This window comes from Vibrio sp. 1288, from assembly GCF_033344475.1.
In genome coordinates this window covers 95,017-113,463 of sequence record NZ_JAWPOX010000004.1, presented here as the reverse complement: position 1 = coordinate 113,463, position 18,447 = coordinate 95,017, and the positions used below count along the sequence as shown (strand labels likewise).

Annotated in this window: 19 protein-coding genes and 1 pseudogene; 10 read left to right on the top strand and 10 right to left on the bottom strand. The window is 44.0% G+C overall.

What is annotated here, in order from left to right; all coding sequences use genetic code 11:
* Window positions 1–85: 85 nt before the first annotated feature.
* On the bottom strand, window positions 86–1,012 hold the full coding sequence (locus tag R8O11_RS04595) for a DMT family transporter (protein WP_053307237.1): 927 nt from the start codon (window positions 1,010–1,012) through the stop codon (window positions 86–88).
* A 148-nt stretch (window positions 1,013–1,160) separates the two neighbouring features.
* Here R8O11_RS04595 and R8O11_RS04590 point away from each other — a divergent pair, with 148 nt between their 5' ends.
* Both R8O11_RS04590 and R8O11_RS04585 read left to right on the top strand, forming a co-directional pair.
* Complete coding sequence (locus R8O11_RS04590) at window positions 1,161–1,616, top strand: Lrp/AsnC family transcriptional regulator (RefSeq protein WP_005373581.1); 456 nt, start codon at window positions 1,161–1,163, stop codon at window positions 1,614–1,616.
* 5 nt (window positions 1,617–1,621) lie between these two features.
* Window positions 1,622–2,245 carry a class I SAM-dependent methyltransferase gene (locus tag R8O11_RS04585; protein ID WP_005373579.1) on the top strand — a complete coding sequence of 208 codons (624 nt, stop codon included), beginning with the start codon at window positions 1,622–1,624 and terminating at the stop codon, window positions 2,243–2,245.
* Window positions 2,246–2,771: 526 nt separating this feature from the next.
* Here the strand turns inward: R8O11_RS04585 and R8O11_RS04575 are convergent.
* Window positions 2,772–3,320 (bottom strand): annotated as a pseudogene (locus tag R8O11_RS04575) (ATPase).
* Between the two features lie 103 nt (window positions 3,321–3,423).
* On the opposite strand from R8O11_RS04575, the gene R8O11_RS04570 reads away from it, so the two are divergent.
* The 4 genes from R8O11_RS04570 to secF all read left to right on the top strand — a co-directional run bounded on the left by R8O11_RS04570 (window position 3,424) and on the right by secF (window position 7,648).
* Window positions 3,424–4,092, top strand: a complete 669-nt coding sequence (locus R8O11_RS04570) for an SH3 domain-containing protein (RefSeq protein WP_005373574.1) — start codon at window positions 3,424–3,426, stop codon at window positions 4,090–4,092.
* A 168-nt stretch (window positions 4,093–4,260) separates the two neighbouring features.
* Entirely contained in the window at window positions 4,261–4,740 is a 480-nt protein-coding gene (locus R8O11_RS04565; protein WP_005373572.1) for a hypothetical protein, read from the top strand.
* 164 nt (window positions 4,741–4,904) lie between these two features.
* Complete coding sequence (secD, locus tag R8O11_RS04560; RefSeq protein WP_318193951.1) at window positions 4,905–6,743, top strand: protein translocase subunit SecD; 1,839 nt, start codon at window positions 4,905–4,907, stop codon at window positions 6,741–6,743.
* Window positions 6,744–6,745: 2 nt separating this feature from the next.
* Window positions 6,746–7,648, top strand: a complete 903-nt coding sequence (secF, locus tag R8O11_RS04555; protein ID WP_005373567.1) for a protein translocase subunit SecF — start codon at window positions 6,746–6,748, stop codon at window positions 7,646–7,648.
* A gap of 58 nt (window positions 7,649–7,706) precedes the next feature.
* Here secF and R8O11_RS04550 read toward each other — a convergent pair whose 3' ends face one another.
* Window positions 7,707–7,973: a hypothetical protein gene (locus R8O11_RS04550; RefSeq protein ID WP_017635186.1), complete on the bottom strand. Its 267-nt coding sequence runs from the start codon at window positions 7,971–7,973 to the stop codon at window positions 7,707–7,709.
* A gap of 15 nt (window positions 7,974–7,988) precedes the next feature.
* Window positions 7,989–8,609, bottom strand: coding sequence for a LysE family translocator (locus R8O11_RS04545; protein WP_021035942.1), 621 nt, complete (start codon window positions 8,607–8,609; stop codon window positions 7,989–7,991).
* A 739-nt stretch (window positions 8,610–9,348) separates the two neighbouring features.
* Between R8O11_RS04545 and R8O11_RS04540 the strand changes: the two genes are divergently transcribed.
* The 4 genes from R8O11_RS04540 (at window position 9,349) to phaC (ending at window position 13,544) form a co-directional block, all read left to right on the top strand.
* Window positions 9,349–10,089 carry an SDR family oxidoreductase gene (locus R8O11_RS04540; protein ID WP_005373555.1) on the top strand — a complete coding sequence of 247 codons (741 nt, stop codon included), beginning with the start codon at window positions 9,349–9,351 and terminating at the stop codon, window positions 10,087–10,089.
* Between the two features lie 12 nt (window positions 10,090–10,101).
* Window positions 10,102–11,310 carry an acetyl-CoA C-acetyltransferase gene (locus tag R8O11_RS04535; RefSeq protein ID WP_031777157.1) on the top strand — a complete coding sequence of 403 codons (1,209 nt, stop codon included), beginning with the start codon at window positions 10,102–10,104 and terminating at the stop codon, window positions 11,308–11,310.
* 44 nt (window positions 11,311–11,354) lie between these two features.
* Window positions 11,355–11,702, top strand: a complete 348-nt coding sequence (locus R8O11_RS04530) for a phasin family protein (protein WP_005373550.1) — start codon at window positions 11,355–11,357, stop codon at window positions 11,700–11,702.
* A gap of 66 nt (window positions 11,703–11,768) precedes the next feature.
* Entirely contained in the window at window positions 11,769–13,544 is a 1,776-nt protein-coding gene (gene phaC / locus R8O11_RS04525) for a class I poly(R)-hydroxyalkanoic acid synthase (RefSeq protein ID WP_017819891.1), read from the top strand.
* Between the two features lie 170 nt (window positions 13,545–13,714).
* Here the strand turns inward: phaC and R8O11_RS04520 are convergent, their stop codons facing one another.
* The 6 genes from R8O11_RS04520 to napF all read right to left on the bottom strand — a co-directional run bounded on the left by R8O11_RS04520 (window position 13,715) and on the right by napF (window position 18,329).
* Window positions 13,715–13,849 (bottom strand): TIGR02808 family protein, encoded by a 135-nt coding sequence (locus tag R8O11_RS04520; protein WP_318193950.1) that lies wholly within the window; start codon window positions 13,847–13,849, stop codon window positions 13,715–13,717.
* Window positions 13,850–13,860: 11 nt separating this feature from the next.
* Window positions 13,861–14,439, bottom strand: a complete 579-nt coding sequence (locus R8O11_RS04515) for a NapC/NirT family cytochrome c (RefSeq protein WP_005373542.1) — start codon at window positions 14,437–14,439, stop codon at window positions 13,861–13,863.
* 28 nt (window positions 14,440–14,467) lie between these two features.
* Entirely contained in the window at window positions 14,468–14,923 is a 456-nt protein-coding gene (locus R8O11_RS04510) for a nitrate reductase cytochrome c-type subunit (protein WP_005389061.1), read from the bottom strand.
* Window positions 14,924–15,001: 78 nt separating this feature from the next.
* Complete coding sequence (gene napA / locus R8O11_RS04505) at window positions 15,002–17,491, bottom strand: periplasmic nitrate reductase subunit alpha (protein WP_005389060.1); 2,490 nt, start codon at window positions 17,489–17,491, stop codon at window positions 15,002–15,004.
* Window positions 17,488–17,796, bottom strand: a complete 309-nt coding sequence (locus R8O11_RS04500) for a chaperone NapD (RefSeq protein WP_005373535.1) — start codon at window positions 17,794–17,796, stop codon at window positions 17,488–17,490. The genes napA and R8O11_RS04500 overlap by 4 nt, the downstream gene beginning before the upstream one ends.
* A 47-nt stretch (window positions 17,797–17,843) precedes the next feature.
* On the bottom strand, window positions 17,844–18,329 hold the full coding sequence (gene napF, locus R8O11_RS04495; protein ID WP_005373529.1) for a ferredoxin-type protein NapF: 486 nt from the start codon (window positions 18,327–18,329) through the stop codon (window positions 17,844–17,846).
* Window positions 18,330–18,447: the final 118 nt, after the last annotated feature.

Here is an 18,447-nt window from a genome sequence, read left to right as displayed (position 1 = left end):
GTTTTAATTTTTAGTTAAGCTGAGGCTATCAAAACGCCATTTTGTTATTCAAGATAGTAAGGCATAAGTTTTTGTAAAATCATCGCTATCTGTGAAGTGGTGGGCGATAAGTTTGGTTCATTCCACCTTTCATAAAGATTTGGCTTGCCACAATACTGCCGCATGTGACCAACATCAGCGCTAACCAAGTGAGAGAATCTGGTTGTTCACCAAAAATTGGAACGGCAAGAAGTGTCGCGACGACTGGAGTTAATGAACCAAAAGCAGCGCTGGCTTCGGCACCGATGATCCTAATTGCATAAATGAAAGTGAAAGAAGCGATTAAACCTGCGCCAACACCTTGTAGCATCGCGTGGCCAAATAACTCCTCCCATGGCCACTGGCTGAACGGTGTTACCACCAAATAACTGTCTACCCACCCGAAACCAACGGCGATGATGAGCAGAGCCAAAGACGCGATTGCAACGAATCCTGCACAGACGTGTGCATTAAGATTAGCGACACGAGCGCTGATGGTGAAAGCAGCCCACATGATGCTGCCAGTTAGAAACAGGATATGCCCTTGCAACTGAGACCAGTTGTACTCTGCGCCGCTATTCGAAAGAAGAAAAACAAAAATGCCTAACAACACCGTAGAAAGCCCGATTAAGCGGTGAGCACTCAGCGACTGTTGATAACAAAGTACCGCGATAGCAGAAACAAACAATGGCAAAGTGCCAGGTACTAATGCACTGCCGTGCGCCACGGGAGCGAAATGCATAGCCGTTCCGACGACCAGAAGATAGGGAAGGCCGCTTCCAACCACAACACCAACCAGGTAGCGTTTAGGCACTACGCGCAGCGACTGTTTATGCTTAATCACAAATGGTAATAAAATTATACTTGGGATTAGAAAGCGAACTAACGCGATATCGGCTGGCTGCAAGGCAGAAATTGCGCCCCCTTTTAAAGAAATAAAGAAACCAGACCAAAGCAGTAAGGTCGTTAATATAGCTGCGTATCCCAAGATCATTATCGACATGTCCATTTGTAAATGATGTGTTAATTGTTGAATAAAACTCTTGCCAAAGGGAGGCAAAGTTTGACGTAATTAGGCTTGATGTTGGTGATAAATTGCGTATAAGTGTTAATTGTTGGTGATTAAAGGCACGGAAGAATAAATGGATAAAATTGACAGGCAACTTATCAACCTAATGCAGAAGGATGCCACTCTGACAACGGCAGAACTTGCTGACCAAGTAGGGCTATCGGCATCACCTTGTGCAAGACGCATTAAGCGTTTGGAGCAGGAAGGTGTAATAAGTGGTTATCGAGCTATTGTGTCCAGAGACACTGTAGGCATCGCGATGACTGTATTTGTTGAAGTGAGTTTAAATAACCACCAAGCTTCTTCGATTGATGAGTTTGAACATGCCGTTGTTGAGATGGATGAAGTGATCTCATGCCATGTCGTATCAGGGGCCTATGATTACCTGTTAGAGGTGGTCAGTAAAGATCTCGCTGGTTATGAAACATTTACTAGAAAGTTACAGCGATTAGAAAATGTGAAAGATATTCATACCCACCTGGCGATTAGACAAGTGAAAGGAAATGGCAGTTTACCCATTTATGCATAAGAAAGATGAAATTTTTCGATAGACTTAAGATTGCCCACTATCATCGAAAGCGATATAGACAGTTTGGTAAAGACAGAGCCCGAACTCTGGGATGGGCAGATAAGTATAGTCAGATCAGCCGTTTTGAGGCGTTGTGCCGAGGGTTAACGTTAGACGGTTCAAGTATTTTAGATATTGGGTGCGGCTACGGAGACTTGTTAGCGTTTATCGAACTTACGGGGGGGCTTCCTCAAAGCTATATTGGCATTGATCAGCAAAAACAGTTTATCTCTGAAGCCAGAAAACGAGATTTTCGTACGCAAAGTAAGTTTATATGTGGCGACTTTTCAACGTTGGTATTGCCTCGTTGCGACTTTGTTTTTGCTTCCGGATCATTGAACTATCAATCCACCAACCCAAATCATACCATTGAAATGATTGATAAAATGTACCGAGCGACAGAGAAAGGTTGTGTGTTTAACTTGTTGGATGAATCCAAACTACCCAGCATGAAAATGTTAGCGTCGCACAATAAAGAAGGTGTCTTTCGCTATTGTCGGTTGCTGTGTCCGAATACACGATTGATTGAGGGATACTCCGAGCACGACTTTACGATTGCCATGATCAAAAAAGCGGAGTCCGTTTCCTGACTCCGCTTAATAAATTCTTAAGCCTTATTGGTTTTTGTATTGTGAGATTTCACAGTTACCTGTGTATCTATCAACCTTGAATGAGAACGCGGCTGAATGGTATTCCCTCCCATCACTCCATATTGTTTCTCCGAAGATTTTACAAAGATCCAAATCACTGATTGAACCGAACTCTTTTACGTGCCTAACTACTGACAAAAACTTGGCTTTGGTAGCATTAGGACATTCCCTGTTACTTAATCGACTGATAACCATGTTTGTAGCATCATCTCCAGCCAAATGTGACTTTTTATTAAATTTTATTAATGGCTAAACTAACCAAAAAATGTCCATAAGTAAAGCATTAATGTGACGTATGTCTCTATAAATTGATTGTCTTGGTCATGGTTTAGTCAAGTTTGTCAAAGGGAACAATCCCATTATTTACATTTGATATCGTTCACGACTAAGGAAAGATAAAAAGCACGAATAACGTCCAATATTGGAGTGAAAAACCAACATCGTCTATTCAAAACTGGCTCTGTTTTTACTTCGAAACATCTTGAGCGTATTGAAGCGCTCGGGCTTCTTTATCATAGACTTGTGACAGAGTTTGATATTGTGAAGAGAGGCGCTTGTAATCTTCAGCAAGTTCCAAAGCGTTGGTGTTATACCATTCCGCAGTTATTTGATTGGCTGTTTTGTTTGACTCGCGGCACTTCTGGGCCAGTATCTCCCACCCATTTGCTGACTATTGGGATTGTGTGCTCAATTTAAGCAGCTGATTCGCTTTAGTTGTGAGCTCTTCTTTGTATTGAATCGATGCTTTTAATTGCGCTTTGAACACATTTTGGTTCGACTTGGCACGCCAAAGAAGCACGAGCTCATGCAGTGAAAAGGTTTCGGACAATAACTGACGCTGTTTATGTTCGGTTAAAAGTGTATTGAATACCTCAACATGCTGATTGTAATTGGACTCTAAACGATTGAATTGGGTAAGATTGTCATTCCACGACGATGGGTTACATTGAATATTGGCGTGCCCCGTTATCGGGAACAGAAGAAATAGTAGTATCCAATTGAGTCTGTTGATCATTATTGCTCGCGTTAGTTGACCTGCTCTTTTGAGTATATACCCAAATTTCTACGACATGCGTGCTGCTGGTGGGATAAGAATAAAGAATGAAAAGGAAAAGGGCATGAAGAAAATTCTCGTCGCATTGATTGTCATGCTGTTGCTCGGCGGAGCGGGGGCTGGATACTATTTCTTCTTTATGCAGAAAGATGAACCTGAAGCACCAAAGGCTACACAAGTCGAGCAATCGTCACTGCAAAAAGAAACATCCAAACCGATTCTGGATTTAGAAGCCGCTCCCCCGGAAGTTACCGAGTACTACGTTATTGAGCGTCGTGTCAATGTTTACAACAAGCCTAACCTTAATGCTTTAGTTGTCGATACGCTCTATAAGGGAGAAAAAGTATCGGTGTTAGAAAAAGTAGATGGGTGGTACCGAATCTCCGGCTATCTTGTCTATGAAGAGGGTGGAGAAGAAAAAGCCGAATGGTTGAATGCTGAAGGGTTATCGGATGCAGAGCCAGTTATTAAAGAGCAAGAGCGCTTAGAGATATTGGATGAATACCTACAGAAGTCGGATGATTTAAAAGTTCACTTGGATATTTTCCGTAAGAAAACACAGCAATTGTTAGACGATGAAACCTGTGATCCGAGTGACTTTGAGGAGCTCGGGGGTTGGGTGCGTTCTGTGACGTTCAAAAAGCGCAACGTTTACTTCATCTATTGTGGCGGTTTGGAGCAAGAGAATAAGATCTACTTAGATGTTGATAAGGGCGATATTTTTTATCGATAACTCACCACCAATTACACTCGTTCTCTAAAGACGTTTTGATAAATGCAATAACGATGCAAACCTGAAATCAGAGATTTATAACTTTTTAGTTGTGAACCATAATCAATAGGAATACTATCAATGAGTCAAGTGACCTAACTTGGCTCTTTGTGTTTTTAGTGAGTTCCTATGCCTTGGATTTACCTTAGAAAGTTGATTTTGCTGCTATTTGCAATGGTATTGCTACCAGTGCATGTATCTGCTGCGCAAATCGACCACAAGGCTCACGTACCGCACTTTTCTAAGCTACAACCTTTTGTAGCCGTAAGTGTGTCGCCAAACTCTTCCGTCGATTTTTCTGAAGTTTCAGAAGAAAGCTCTCAATCTCCAGTATCTGAAGGCCATGCAAGTCTCGATTCCGTTGCTTTGTTTAACTCTCAGCGCTGGACGTCTTACTTACGGGAAGGGCTTGATGACGAGCACGTAGATTTTGTCGGCGATCTCACTACTCCGTTTTACGCTGATGCGGGTTACGCATACAGCTTGATGGACATTAACTGGCGTCACAACCAGTCCACATTTTATCATTTCACAAGCGATCATCGCATTTCTGGTTGGAAAGAGACCAATGCCATGTACGTCGCACTCAATAGTCAGTTTTCTGCCTAAACACCATCTATTTGCACCATTGTGCACTCTTAGCACGACGATTGTATTCGACAGGACGTGAGCGTTCTGAGCATTTCATACCCTGAATTTATTCTGGGAGCATCTGTCGTGTGTTAAGCCTTGTTATTAAAAGCTTCACTTCATCGTGAAGGGATGATGTTTACATGAAAAAAACACCAAAGCAGCAAAAGAACAGAAAGCTGATGAATCACTACTCAGCTTGGAAATATGTCGTATTAATCACGACAGTCATTATTTTAACCCTAAGTGCTATACCAACTTGGTTTGGTGAACAGCCTTCTATCCAGTTGACGTTTGCGGATCAAAACAACAGCGAAATGTCGGTTGTTCATCTGAATCAACTGCTAAAAACCAACCATATTTCAGCCGACAAAATCATCGAAAAAGACGGCAAAACAACCATTGTATTCGATGGTGAAGATGCGCAAAGTAAAGCTCGTGCGTTGTTAAACAAAGAGCTAAATAAAGACGACAGCATCACTTTCTCATACGTATCGGTTGCGCCAGAATGGTTAAATGAGATGGGCTTTAGCCCAATTAAGCTCGGTCTTGACCTTCGTGGTGGCGTTCAGTTCTTGTTGAATGTTGATGTGAATAAAGCGTTTGAAGAACAACGTGATGCGTTGATTGATGAAATCAAAGCGAACCTACGTGATCAACGTGTTCGTGGTGTGCAAGTTCGAGCAGAGAGCGGCAACCGAATTACGGTAAACAGTGACAGCGAGCAAGCATTGTCGGAAGTGAACAAGTTCTTGCGTCAAAACTACCCGGGCTGGATTTCAAAAAGTTCATCTCGTGGCTTTGTGCTTGAACCGAGTGAACAAAATATCCAAGAATTTCAATCGTCGACTCTTCAACAAAACCTGAAGATCATGCGTGGTCGTATTGAAGAACTTGGTATCACAGAAGCACTAGTGCAACGCCAAGGTAAAGAGAGCATTCGAATTGAACTCCCTGGTGTACAAGATCCTGCTCAAGCGAAAAACGTTATTGGTGCAACAGCAAGCTTGGCGTTTTATGAAGTGAAAGATGCGAGCCAAGCACACAGCAGCCAAGATCTTGTTCTTCAAGATAATGATGGTCGTACTGTGATTTTGTCAAAACGACCAGTTCTAACGGGCGAGCACATCGTGAACGCTCGTGCTGGTGTCGACAAAATGGGCATGTCAGAAGTCAATATTTCTCTTGACCACGCTGGTGGTAAGAAAATGAGTGACTTCTCAGCAACTCACATCGGCAAGCCAATGGCGACCGTTTACCGTGAATACAAAACAAACGATCGCGGTGTAACTGAGCGTAGTGAGCGCGTTATCAGCGTCGCGACTATTCAATCTCAGCTTGGTAGCCAGTTCCGTATTACTGGGGCAGGTAGCATGGACGATGCGCAGCAGTTGGCGCTATTGCTTCGCGCGGGGTCACTGACCGCGCCGGTTACTATTGTGGAAGAGCGAACAATCGGTGCTTCTCTGGGGGCAGAAAACATTGAAAACGGTTTTGCAGCACTGGCTTTAGGTATGGGACTAACACTGACCTTTATGGCACTTTGGTACCGCCGCTTAGGTTGGGTAGCAAACGTGGCGCTTTGTGCCAACATGCTTTGTTTGCTTGGCTTAATCGCCTTGTTACCAGGAGCGGTTCTAACGCTTCCGGGTATTGCCGGTTTAGTGTTAACCGTCGGTATGGCAGTAGACACCAACGTTATTATCTTTGAACGTATTAAGGACAAAATGCGTGAAGGCCGCAGCTTCGCTCAAGCGATTGATCTTGGCTTTGACAGCGCATTCTCGACCATCCTTGATGCCAACATTACTACCATGATCACCGCCGTGATTTTGTACGCCATCGGTAATGGCCCAATCCAAGGCTTTGCCTTAACACTCGGATTAGGTTTGTTAACCAGTATGTTTACAGGCGTATTTGCCTCTCGAGCAATGATCAATTTAATTTGGGGCCGCGATGTCCGTCGTGATGTGAGGGTTTAATCATGGTCGAAATGCTAAAACAAAATATTCGTAAAATTCGCTACTTTACTACGCTAGTTTCCATCATTTTAACGGTGATCGCGATCGTCGCTCTAGGCTTTAAAGGGTTGAACCTAGGTTTGGACTTCACTGGCGGTATGGTGACAGAAGTAAAGGTAGATAAGCAGCTAACTAACCATGATCTGCTTGACGTTCTGCAACCAAAGCTTGGTGAATCTGCGTCAGTGACACGCTCTGGTGAAGATGGCCGTTGGGTGATTCGTTACTCTGCGCCGGAAGATGGACAAACGTTGCCAAGTGTAGAAGAGGTGTTGAAGCCAATCTCTCACCAAGTTGATGTTGTCAGCAACAGTATAGTTGGCGCTCAAGTTGGCCAAGACTTGTTTGAACAAGGTGGCTTAGCATTGTTGATTTGTGTGTTGAGTATTCTCGGTTACTTGTGTTTCCGTTTTGAGTGGCGTTTGGCCAGTGGTTCACTGTTTGCTTTGGCCCATGATGTGATCTTAGTGCTTGGTTTCTTTGCAATTACTCAAATGGAGTTCAACTTAACCGTTTTTGCAGCGGTGTTAGCAATTTTAGGTTACTCATTGAATGACTCGATCATCATTGCAGACCGAATCCGTGAGCTGTTGATTGCGAAACAGAGTTGGAAAACAGAAGACATCAATGATCAAGCTGTTATCGCGACGTTTTCACGCACTATGGTGACATCTGGTACGACATTGATCACTGTTGGTGCATTATGGATTATGGGAGGAGCGCCTTTGGCTGGTTTCTCAACCGCCATGTTTATTGGCGTTCTGTCGGGTACATGGTCTTCGATTTCGATTGGTACTGTGCTGCCGGAGTGGTTGAAACTGGAGCCGAAACATTATCTTCCAGTTGAGATTGACGCAGCGCCGTAGCATTATTTTTAAGGTAAAAGTGCTTGCGCCACTCATCTTGAGTGGCGCTTTTTTGTGCTTATTTCACGCGCATCAAGCGATGTTTCACAAGTCCCAAATCGAACTCTAAGACTTGTGAGCGCTTCATTGCTTCGACTTTATTCAACATCGACTCTTGATAGCCTTTCTTCTTCATCCACTGAAGAGGTACAGAGAAAGCATCTTCATTAACGACATAAGACTCGCCTTTATGCTCACCGCTATAGACGTTCACAACCCAAACTCGGGCTTGAAAGTCCAATACTTCACCCATGACTTTAGCGATTTTATTCAGAATATTTTTCATTGTTTCCAGTTTGCCTTAGCTTAGTAGCAACCAGACACCAACTCCCATCATTAAAGTGCCTGCGATACGGTTCATTAGGCGTACATTCTTAGACTGACCTAATACGTGTTTCAACCCTTTACCACCAGTAGCGTACAGAGACATGCAAATGAACTCAAACAGTAAAATAATGGAGACAAGTATGATCAGTTGCGGTGCAAGTGCTGCGTTTTGGTCTATAAAAGGCGGTAAAAGAGAAATCATAAATGCCCAGCCTTTTGGGTTTGCGATTGCGGTAACGAAGCCTTGCATGATAAGTGCGATATTGTCACTCTTTGGTGTTTCTAAGTTGTCGACATTAATCGCAAGTTTCCCTCGCGATCGCCACATTTCAACTCCAAGATAGAGTAAATAACCGCCACCAATGAACTTTAACGCGATAAACATCCAAGGATAATTGAGCATAATCGCAGCGATACCTAACACCGCAGAGACTGACACCAGCGCAACACCGAGAAGCTCTCCTATCATCATCCATAACGTGCGACGATAACCGATACTCATACCTAACGTTAGGGCGAGAGTCATGCACATACCAGGCGTGATTGAGACAAAAAAGAAAGTAGGGATGAACATACTGAGCAATGCAAGATTCATATCTGTTGATGATTTAGTGATTAAAGAGAAGCCACAAAGATAGTGCAAAGTGGAAAAGGATGCTACTACAAAGCGAACGATTACTTTCACTAGTAGCTAGTTGATGTTCTTCGAATATATAAATTTAAAATGAAATTATATTTTAATCTATGCGTCATAATAGTGCGTATTGCACCAGTATGAGACAAGCTCTTATATCATTTTTAGATTAAATATATTTAACTTATTATATTTTATCGGTATTAATCATCACTGTATTAAAATAATCGAATTGATAACTAAACTATCATTAAATGCAGTAATTAAATGATATGTTTGATAATTATTTTTACTGATAATTGAATTATTATTCTAATCTCAAGTTTGTTGTAATCATATAGGCTTAAAATTCAGATCTTAAATCATGACATAATGTAACGTCTACCATTCTGTATGTAAGTGCATGATATTTAATAATTATGTTTCTATTTCTGTTGGTGTGGCTTTTGTGGAAGTGTGATTTAAAACAATGGCTCATGTAAAGTTAACCATTTTATAACATTTCACGGGTAATGAGATCTAAATCAATCTTATGCAATTGGGTGAGTTTTTTATTTGAAATGTAATATTTCTAGGTTAACTTAAAGTAAAGGCAGCACGGGATTGGTTGTCAAAAGAATAAATAAACACGTCAGTTGGTGAACTATTTCATCAGTGTATTAAGTTTGCTTTTTAAATGCCGTTAAGAATGGAGTCTTCAATGAAGAAAGTCGCTTTGATCACTGGATCAAAAGGCGGAATTGGTTCTGCTATTTCCTCTCAATTAGTCAATGACGGTTACCGTGTAATCGCTACTTATTTCACAGGTAACTACGAATGTGCGCTGGAGTGGTTCAACAGCAAAGGGTTTACCAAAGATCAGGTTCGCCTTTTTGAGTTGGATGTAACAAACACGACAGAGTGTGCAGAGAAATTGGCGCAATTGCTTGGGGAGGAAGGAACCATTGATGTTGTTGTCAACAACGCAGGAATCACACGTGATGGCGTGTTTAAAAAGATGACTGCGCAAGCTTGGAATGATGTCATCAATACCAACCTCAATAGTTTATTCAACGTTACGCAACCCCTCTTTGCAGCAATGTGCGAAAAAGGCGGTGGTCGTGTCATCAATATCTCTTCAGTCAATGGTCTTAAAGGGCAGTTTGGTCAAGCAAACTACTCGGCGGCGAAAGCTGGGATGATCGGTTTCTCTAAAGCCTTAGCATACGAAGGTGCTCGCTCGGGTGTGACAGTTAATGTTATCGCTCCGGGTTACACGGGTACGCCAATGGTTGAGCAAATGAAGCCAGAAGTGCTGGAATCCATCACGAACCAAATTCCAATGAAACGTCTTGCGACACCAGAAGAAATTGCAGCATCAGTGAGCTTCTTGGTCAGCGATGCGGGCGCCTACATCACCGGAGAGACTTTGTCGGTGAACGGCGGCCTATACATGCACTAAGGAGAGAAGATGATGGAAAAAGTATTTATCGTAGCGGCGAAGCGTACTCCAATTGGTGCTTTTGGTGGCAGCCTGAAAAATACTTCTGCTGGCGATCTGGCAGCAGTAGCGATTAAAGGCGCGTTGGAAGCGGCAAAGTTGCCTGGCGACAAGGTTGACGAAGTGATTGTTGGCAACGTTGTTGGTGCAGGTCAAGGAATGGGTGTTGGCCGCCAAGCGGCACTGTTTGCGGGGATTCCTGAATCTGTTCCTGCATATGGCGTAAACATGGTTTGCGGTAGTGGCATGAAAACGGTCATGGATGCCGTGTCCCATATCCGTAGTGGCGATGCTGAGATCGTTGTAGCAGCGGGTGTTGAAGTCATGTCTCAGATTCCGTTTGCTGCACCAAGCAGCATTCGTGATGGCAACAAAATGGGCAATCTGGAGCTAAAAGATCTGCTCGTAGCGGACGGTTTAACCGATGTTTACAACCAATATCACATGGGTGTGACGGCAGAAAACGTAGCAAAACAAATCGGCTTAACTCGCCAGCAGCAAGACGAATACGCGCTGTCTAGCCAACAGAAAGCGGTAGCCGCTATCGAAGCTGGCAAATTTCAAGACGAAATTGTGCCAGTGGAAGTAAAGCAACGCCGTGAAACCGTGATGTTTGATACGGATGAATACCCAAAAGCGAACGCGACAATGGAAGCCTTAAGCAAGCTACGTCCTGCTTTTGACCGCGAAGGCACTGTGACTGCGGGTAATGCATCAGGCATTAACGATGGAGCGAGTGCGATTATCGTGGCGTCTGAAAGCGCAGTTAAAGCGCATGGATTAACGCCGCTTGCTGAGATCGTAAGCTACGCGCAATCGGGTCTTGATCCGAAGATCATGGGCCTAGGTCCTGTTGAGTCGGTCAATAAAGCACTCGAAAAAGCAGAACTCACAGTAAATGATATCGACGTTTACGAGTTAAACGAAGCATTTGCAGCGCAAGCACTTGGCGTGATTCATCAGTTGGCGGAAACAAACCAAGTTCCAGTTAACGCGATTCAAGATAAAGCGAACTTTAACGGTGGTGCTATCGCGCTAGGACACCCGCTTGGTGCATCTGGAAACCGAATTTTAGTCACGCTGGTTCACGAGCTTCATAAGCAAAATGGTCAATATGGCGTTGCTTCACTTTGTGTGGGCGGCGGCATGGGCACGGCTGTGGTTGTAAAGACAGTTAAGTAATTATTTAAACGGACATTTTTAATTCTTTCTCTAGGAGACAAACCATGTACACAGATTTCTTCAAAACATTTAGCGATCAAACTGAAAAAAATCTAGAACCTTACTTGAAGTTCAACAAGCTAGTGACAAAAAACGTAGAAGTGTTGACCGAGCTTCAATTGAACGCCATTCGCACATACAGTGAAGTGGGTCTAAACCAGATGAAAGCAGCGACAGAAATCAAAGACGTAACGTCATTGACTGCTTTCAACAGTCAGCAACTAAGCGTACTTACTAAACTTTCTCAACAAATGATGGATGACAGCAACAAGCTTCAAGCGATTGCAAAAGAGTTCAAAGAAGACGTTGAGAAAATGACTTCGGAAAATCTAAAGACTGTTACTCCAGCGTAATTTGTCCGATTCTCGCCGCCCCTAGATTTGGGCGGCGTTGTTTTTTCCGAATATAGGAGTAAGACTATGTTTCAACACTTCTTTTCGGACTATCTTGTGAAGCTTCAGGAAACCAATCATCAGTGGTGGCATGATTTCGAAGTGAACAAGGCAGTCGTGAACTCTCCTTTAAACAAGGCCATGCAAGAAGTGAACTTTGAGGATACTGCCAAACTGTTCGAACAAGCTGCGAATCAGCCTGCTGCGATTTTAAAGCTGCAAGCACAGTGGTGGGAACAGCAGCTGCAAATTTGGCAGAATGTTGCATTGGCAGGGAACCAAGCACAAATCGTCGAAGCTGAAAAAGGGGATAAGCGTTTCTCAAACGAAGCGTGGCAAAATGAAGCCATGTATAGCTTCATCAAACAATCCTACCTTTTATTTAGTAAGACCTATCTGGACACCATCGAGTCTTTGGAAGGCTTAGATGAAAAGACGAAAGAACGTATTATTTTTTTCTCTCGCCAAGCCATTAACGCCCTTTCTCCTTCCAACTTCATCGCCACTAACCCAGAGCTTTTGAAGCTGACACTTGAGCAAAACGGTCAAAACTTACTGGCAGGCTTAGAGCAGTTGAAAGAAGACGTTGAGTCGAGCGCAGACATTTTAAAAATTCGTATGACGAATAACAATGCATTCCGCGTGGGAGATGACGTTGCGACGACACAGGGCAATGTGGTTTTTCAAAACGAATTGTTTGAGTTGATTCAATATCGACCTCTAACAGAGAAAGTGAATGCGACGCCGCTGCTCATCGTCCCACCTTTCATCAATAAATACTACATCCTTGATTTAACAGCAAAGAACTCAATGGTTCGATGGTTGTTAGAGCAGGGGCATAGTGTATTTATGATGTCTTGGCGCAATCCAGGCAAGGCACAAGCGCACATAGAGTTTGGTGACTACGTGACAGAAGGCGTAGTGAAAGCCGTCGCTGCAATTGAAGATATAACAGGACAAGAGCAAATCAATGCTGCTGGTTATTGTATCGGTGGTACTGTTTTAGCAAGCACGGTTGCCTACTACGCTGCAAAACGTATGAAGAAGCGCATTAAGTCTGCCACTTTCTTCACCACGTTGCTCGACTTCTCTCAACCAGGTGAAGTCGGCGCGTATATCAATGACACCATTGTTAGTGCAATTGAAGCGCAAAATAACGCAAAAGGGTATATGGACGGCCGTTCCTTAAGCGTGACGTTTAGTTTACTGCGTGAAAACAGCTTGTATTGGAACTACTACGTCGACAATTACTTGAAGGGTAACAGTCCGGTTGATTTCGACTTGTTGTACTGGAATAGCGATAGCACCAACGTCAGCGCTGCATCTCACAATTTCTTGCTTCGCGAGCTCTATTTAGAGAACAAGCTGGTGCAAGATAAAGGCGTCAAAATTGGTGGAGTATGGATTGATCTAAATAAGATCAAAATTCCTAGCTATTTTGTGTCAACGAAAGAAGACCACATTGCGTTATGGCAGGGAACTTACCGTGGTGCGCTGAACACGGGTGGTAACAAAACGTTTGTCCTCGGTGAATCTGGTCATATTGCGGGCATCGTGAACCCTCCAGCTAAAAATAAGTATGGTTATTGGTTGAACGATAATTTGGATGACTCTGCTGATGAGTGGTTGAATAACGCGGAACACAAAGAGGGATCGTGGTGGACACACTGGAACGAGTGGTTACTCCAATTCAACCCTAAAGAGCAAGTTGAGCCTTTCCCTATTGGCTCAGAAAACCATCCGGTTATTGATGAGGCGCCAGGACAATACGTCAAACAGGTTCTGCCAGTAAAAGAATCTTAAACGACTCCCTATAGCAGTAAATCTTAGCGGCCTTTATGGTCGCTTTTTTTATGTATGATTGCTTGTTTGTTGTTGGCAAGTACCATTGATTAATAAATAAAAAGCGCCGAGCATTTGCTCGGCGCTCAGTGTCAACAAATAGGCTAGTTGACGAGTAGAGATGCGTTACGTTACACCTCTTTATCCTTACCAAATGACAACAGCCAGAGAGAGATTGCTGCTACCGCCATAAAGCCGGAAAGAATAATCACTGGCATAGCACTGTAGCCAAGGATATGCCAAATTACAGATTCTAATGTACTCATGGTAAGTCTCCTTAGTGCCAGCCTTCAACGCCGCTCATGTCTGGTAGTTTGTGCGCAATACCTTTGTGACAGTCTACACATGTTTTCTCGCCTGAAGCGAGAGCGGTGGAGTGCTGTTCTGCCGCACGTGATCCTTGCTGAGAGTAATCCATGAAATCAAACTCATGACAGTTACGACATTCAAGAGAGTCATTCTTTTTCATACGTGCCCACTCTCGCTCTGCGAGGTGTCCACGACGCTCTTGGAACTTCTCTGGCGTATCGATCGTCTTCGTTACGAAGTGTGCAAATAGCTCTTTAGATGCCTGTACTTTACGAACGATCTTATCCGTCCATTCATGAGGAACGTGACAGTCTGAACAAATCGCACGAACACCAGAACGGTTGGAGTAGTGAATTGTTTCTTGAATTTCAGCAACGATCGGCGCGTGACAGCCAGAACAGAATTCTTCTGTGTTGGTTGCTTCCATACCTGTGTTGAATGCGCCCCAAAATAGAAGGCCACCAGCGAAGCCTAGAAATAAAACCACACCAGCGGCAGCTTTACTCGGGCTCGACAGTCTCTTCCAAAACGCTTTAAGTATTTTCATAAGTAACCTCTTAGTACTCGCGTTTCAATTACTGAAGCGAATCGACTGCCTTAAACTCGTTTTCCACTAGTGGTTTTGCATCCGTTTGTGGAACGTGACATTGCAAACAGAAGTAACGACGAGGAGACATATCTGCCAGTACCGCATCTTCTCTGTTTACATAGTGCGTTACGCTAATTTTAGTCGCACCTGACTCTTTTGCATTTTTCCAGCTATGACATGCAAGACACTTGTTAGCATTTAACGAAATTTCGTAGTGACGAATGCTGTGTGGGATCAACGGTGGTTGATAAACATAGCTGTCTTCAACGATTTGATCTTTAGGGAAGTCTTTGAACTCGTCTGCTGGACGCGTATCTTCCAATTGAGACATTCCACGTAAAGATTCTAGACCACCAATACCACCAGGATTATCCAACTCAGCTTGCGCAATGCCTGTCACTAACGCACCTACAGATAAAACTGCGACAAGTAATTTTTTCATCATTTCATCTCCGCCTTTATGGCTTAAATTCTTTATTAGGCCGCCATAATGACGGCCGTAGCATTCAGTATCTGAAGGTTAAGCAATCTTAGTGATTTTGACTGGGCACTTCTTAAAGTCTGTCTGTTTAGACAGTGGATCAGTCGCATCTAGGATAAGCTTGTTAATCAAAATACGTGCATCAAAGAACGGTACGAATACCAAACCTTTTGGCGGACGGTTACGACCGCGAGTTTCAACACGAACGCGTACTTCACCGCGTTTGTTTGCCATGAGTACTTCTTCACCACGACGAACATTGCGTGCTTTTGCGTCTTCTGGGTGCATGTAACACACTGCGTCTGGTACTGCTTTGTATAATTCAGGTACACGACGAGTCATGGTGCCTGTGTGCCAATGCTCAAGAACACGACCAGTACATAACCACATATCAAATTCATCGTTCGGTACTTCTGGTGGCGCTTCGTATGGCGCGGAAATGATCTTCGCTTTGCCATCAGCATTGCCGTAGAAGTCCCAACCAGAGCCTTCTTTCGCGTATGGGTCTGAACCTTCTTTAAAGCGCCACTGTGTTTCCTTACCATCAACAACAGGCCAACGTAGACCACGTACTTGATGGTAGCGGTCGTATGGAGCCAAATCATGACCGTGACCACGGCCAAATGTTGCGTATTCCTCAAACAGACCTTTTTGAACATAGAAACCGAAGTGGTGAGCATCGTCATTCAGTTCACGAGCTTCTTCGATAGGGAATTTGTCGACGTTACCATTGCGGTAAAGTACGTCGTACATTGTTTTACCACGGTATTGAGGCGCTTTCGCTAGAAGCTCTTCAGGCCACACTTCTTCCATTTTGAAGCGTTTCGAGAACTCCATTAGCTGCCAAAGGTCGGATTTTGCTTGACCGACTGTGCCCACTTGTTGGTACCAAGCTTGGGTACGACGCTCTGCGTTACCGTAAGCACCTTCTTTTTCAATCCACATTGCGGTAGGAAGAATAAGGTCTGCTGCTTGTGCTGTTGCTGTCGGGTATGGGTCAGACACAACGATGAAGTTTTCTGGGTTTCGGTAACCTGGAAGACGTTCTGTGTTGATGTTTGGACCGGCTTGCATGTTGTTGTTACATTGAACCCAGTAACAGTTCAGAACGCCGTCATTCAGCATACGGTCTTGCAATACGGCGTGGAAGCCAGGTTTTGGTGGAATCGTACCTTCTGGCAGTTTCCAGATGTCTTCTGCAATCTTACGGTGTTTAGGGTTAGCAACCACCATGTCCGCTGGTAGGCGGTGAGCAAACGTACCAACCTCACGAGCGGTACCACATGCTGATGGTTGGCCCGTTAGTGAGAATGGGCTGTTCCCCGGAGTCGAGATCTTACCGGTTAGTAGGTGGATGTTGTAAACCAAGTTATTCATCCAAACACCACGAGTATGCTGGTTCATGCCCATCGTCCATAGAGACATCACTTTCGTGTTTGGATCCGCGTATTGCTTCGCAAGCTCGATAAGCTTCTCTTTCTCAACACCAGAGATTTCAGATGCTTTCTCTACTGTGTATGGCGCTACTGATTTCTTGTACTCTTCGAATGAGATAGAAGTGAGTTTGCCAGAGTTCGGGTTCTTCGCTGCTTTTTGTAGCGGATCGTCGTCACGTAGACCGTAGCCGATGTCAGTGTCTGCTTGAGTGAAGTTCGTGTGTTTGTTCACGAAGTCCCAGTTTACTGCATCGTTTTCGATGATGTAGTTTGCGATGAAGTTAGCAATTGCAAGGTCAGACTGAGGATTGAAAATGTAGCCGTGGTCAGCCAACTCAAATGAACGATGGTAGTAAGTAGAAAGCACGTTCACTTTAACGTGAGGGTGGCTTAGGCGGCGGTCAGTAATGCGAGTCCATAGAACCGGGTGCATCTCTGCCATGTTTGAGCCCCAAAGAACGAAAGCGTCTGCGTTCTCGAAGTCATCGTAACAACCCATTGGCTCATCGATACCGAATGCGCGCATGAAACCTACAACGGCAGAAGCCATACAGTGACGAGCGTTTGGATCAATGTTGTTTGATCGGAAGCCTGCTTTCATTAACTTTGACGCAGCGTAGCCTTCCATTACTGTCCATTGGCCTGAGCCAAACATACCTACGCTTGTTGGGCCTTTTTTCTCGAGGGAAGCTTTCCATTTCTCAGCCATGATGTCGAAAGCGTCATCCCAAGAGATAGGTGTAAATTCACCATCTTTGTGGAATTTGCCATCTTTCATTCGTAGCATCGGTTGAGTTAGACGGTCTTGACCGTACATGATCTTAGAAAGGAAGTAACCTTTGATACAGTTCAGACCTTTGTTTACTGGTGCTTCTGGGTCACCCTGTGTTGCTACCACTTTGCCGTTTTGAGTGCCAACAAGAACAGAACAGCCTGTACCACAGAAACGACAAGGTGCTTTGTCCCATGTGATTTTGGTTTGATCAGAGCTTGCAATCAGGTTGGCTGCAGATGCTGGTAGTGTCACACCTGCGACAGCAGCAGCTGATGCAGCCGCGTTTGCTTTCACAAACGCACGTCTTGTCATTTTCATACTTCACCCTCGATTTGGGAATGTTGTGTTCCAGTGTCTTCTTCATCCGTTTCTTCAAGCCCAGTTTCGATTTGGTGATAAACCAATACCGTGCTTAAGACGTTCGGTAAATTGTTAATGGCATCGATAGTGTCTGTGATGAAACCTTGGTTCTCAGTTTCAAGTACGACGATAATCTTGCCTTCAGGACTGTCACCATAGATTTCCGCATTTTCGTGTGCTTCTATCTTTTGTTTGATTTCGTCCAAATGTTCCGGCAGCACATGTACTACCAAACTTGAAATATGCACTTCATTTAGTGACATATAGCTCTCTCATTTATTTTTATTGCCTTTGGCCGACGACATTCGGCTTAGGCTGTTGTATTGCTCACATTGATGGATGAAGTCGGGCACACTGAAACACAGGCGCCGCAGCCGTTACACTCATCAAGGTCTAAATTGGGTTGTGCTACTTTCCCCAGTTCTAATTTGAACTGAATTGCCATCGGGTCGCACATATCCCCACAGCTTCGGCATTCGACATTTTGTTTTGCTAAGCAGTTATCGTTGATACTTGCTTTTGCTTGCCAAGGTTGTTCTGTTTCTGGCAAGAAAAGGGGCTCAGGACAGGCGTTTGCACATTGATAGCAAAATGTGCATTCATCGATGGAAAAATCGACCGAGGGGAATCCGCCATCACTTTTGGTTATAATCTTTGTTTCACAGGCCTCAATGCATTTACCGCAGCGAGTGCAATCGTCCGTAAACTGTTGCGGTTTAGTTAACCAAGGCAAACGTACGGCGTTGTCGGGGTGCGCTTTTCTTGCAAAGAGTCTTCTTCTGGAAAGGTCTACCACTTAGTCACCTCGAAACTTGGAACCCAAACTAAGCATAGTCCACAATTTTCATTAATAAACTGTCATTTAAACTAACGAAATTGTAGTTTTTGACATATTTGTATAAATACCTCTTAGG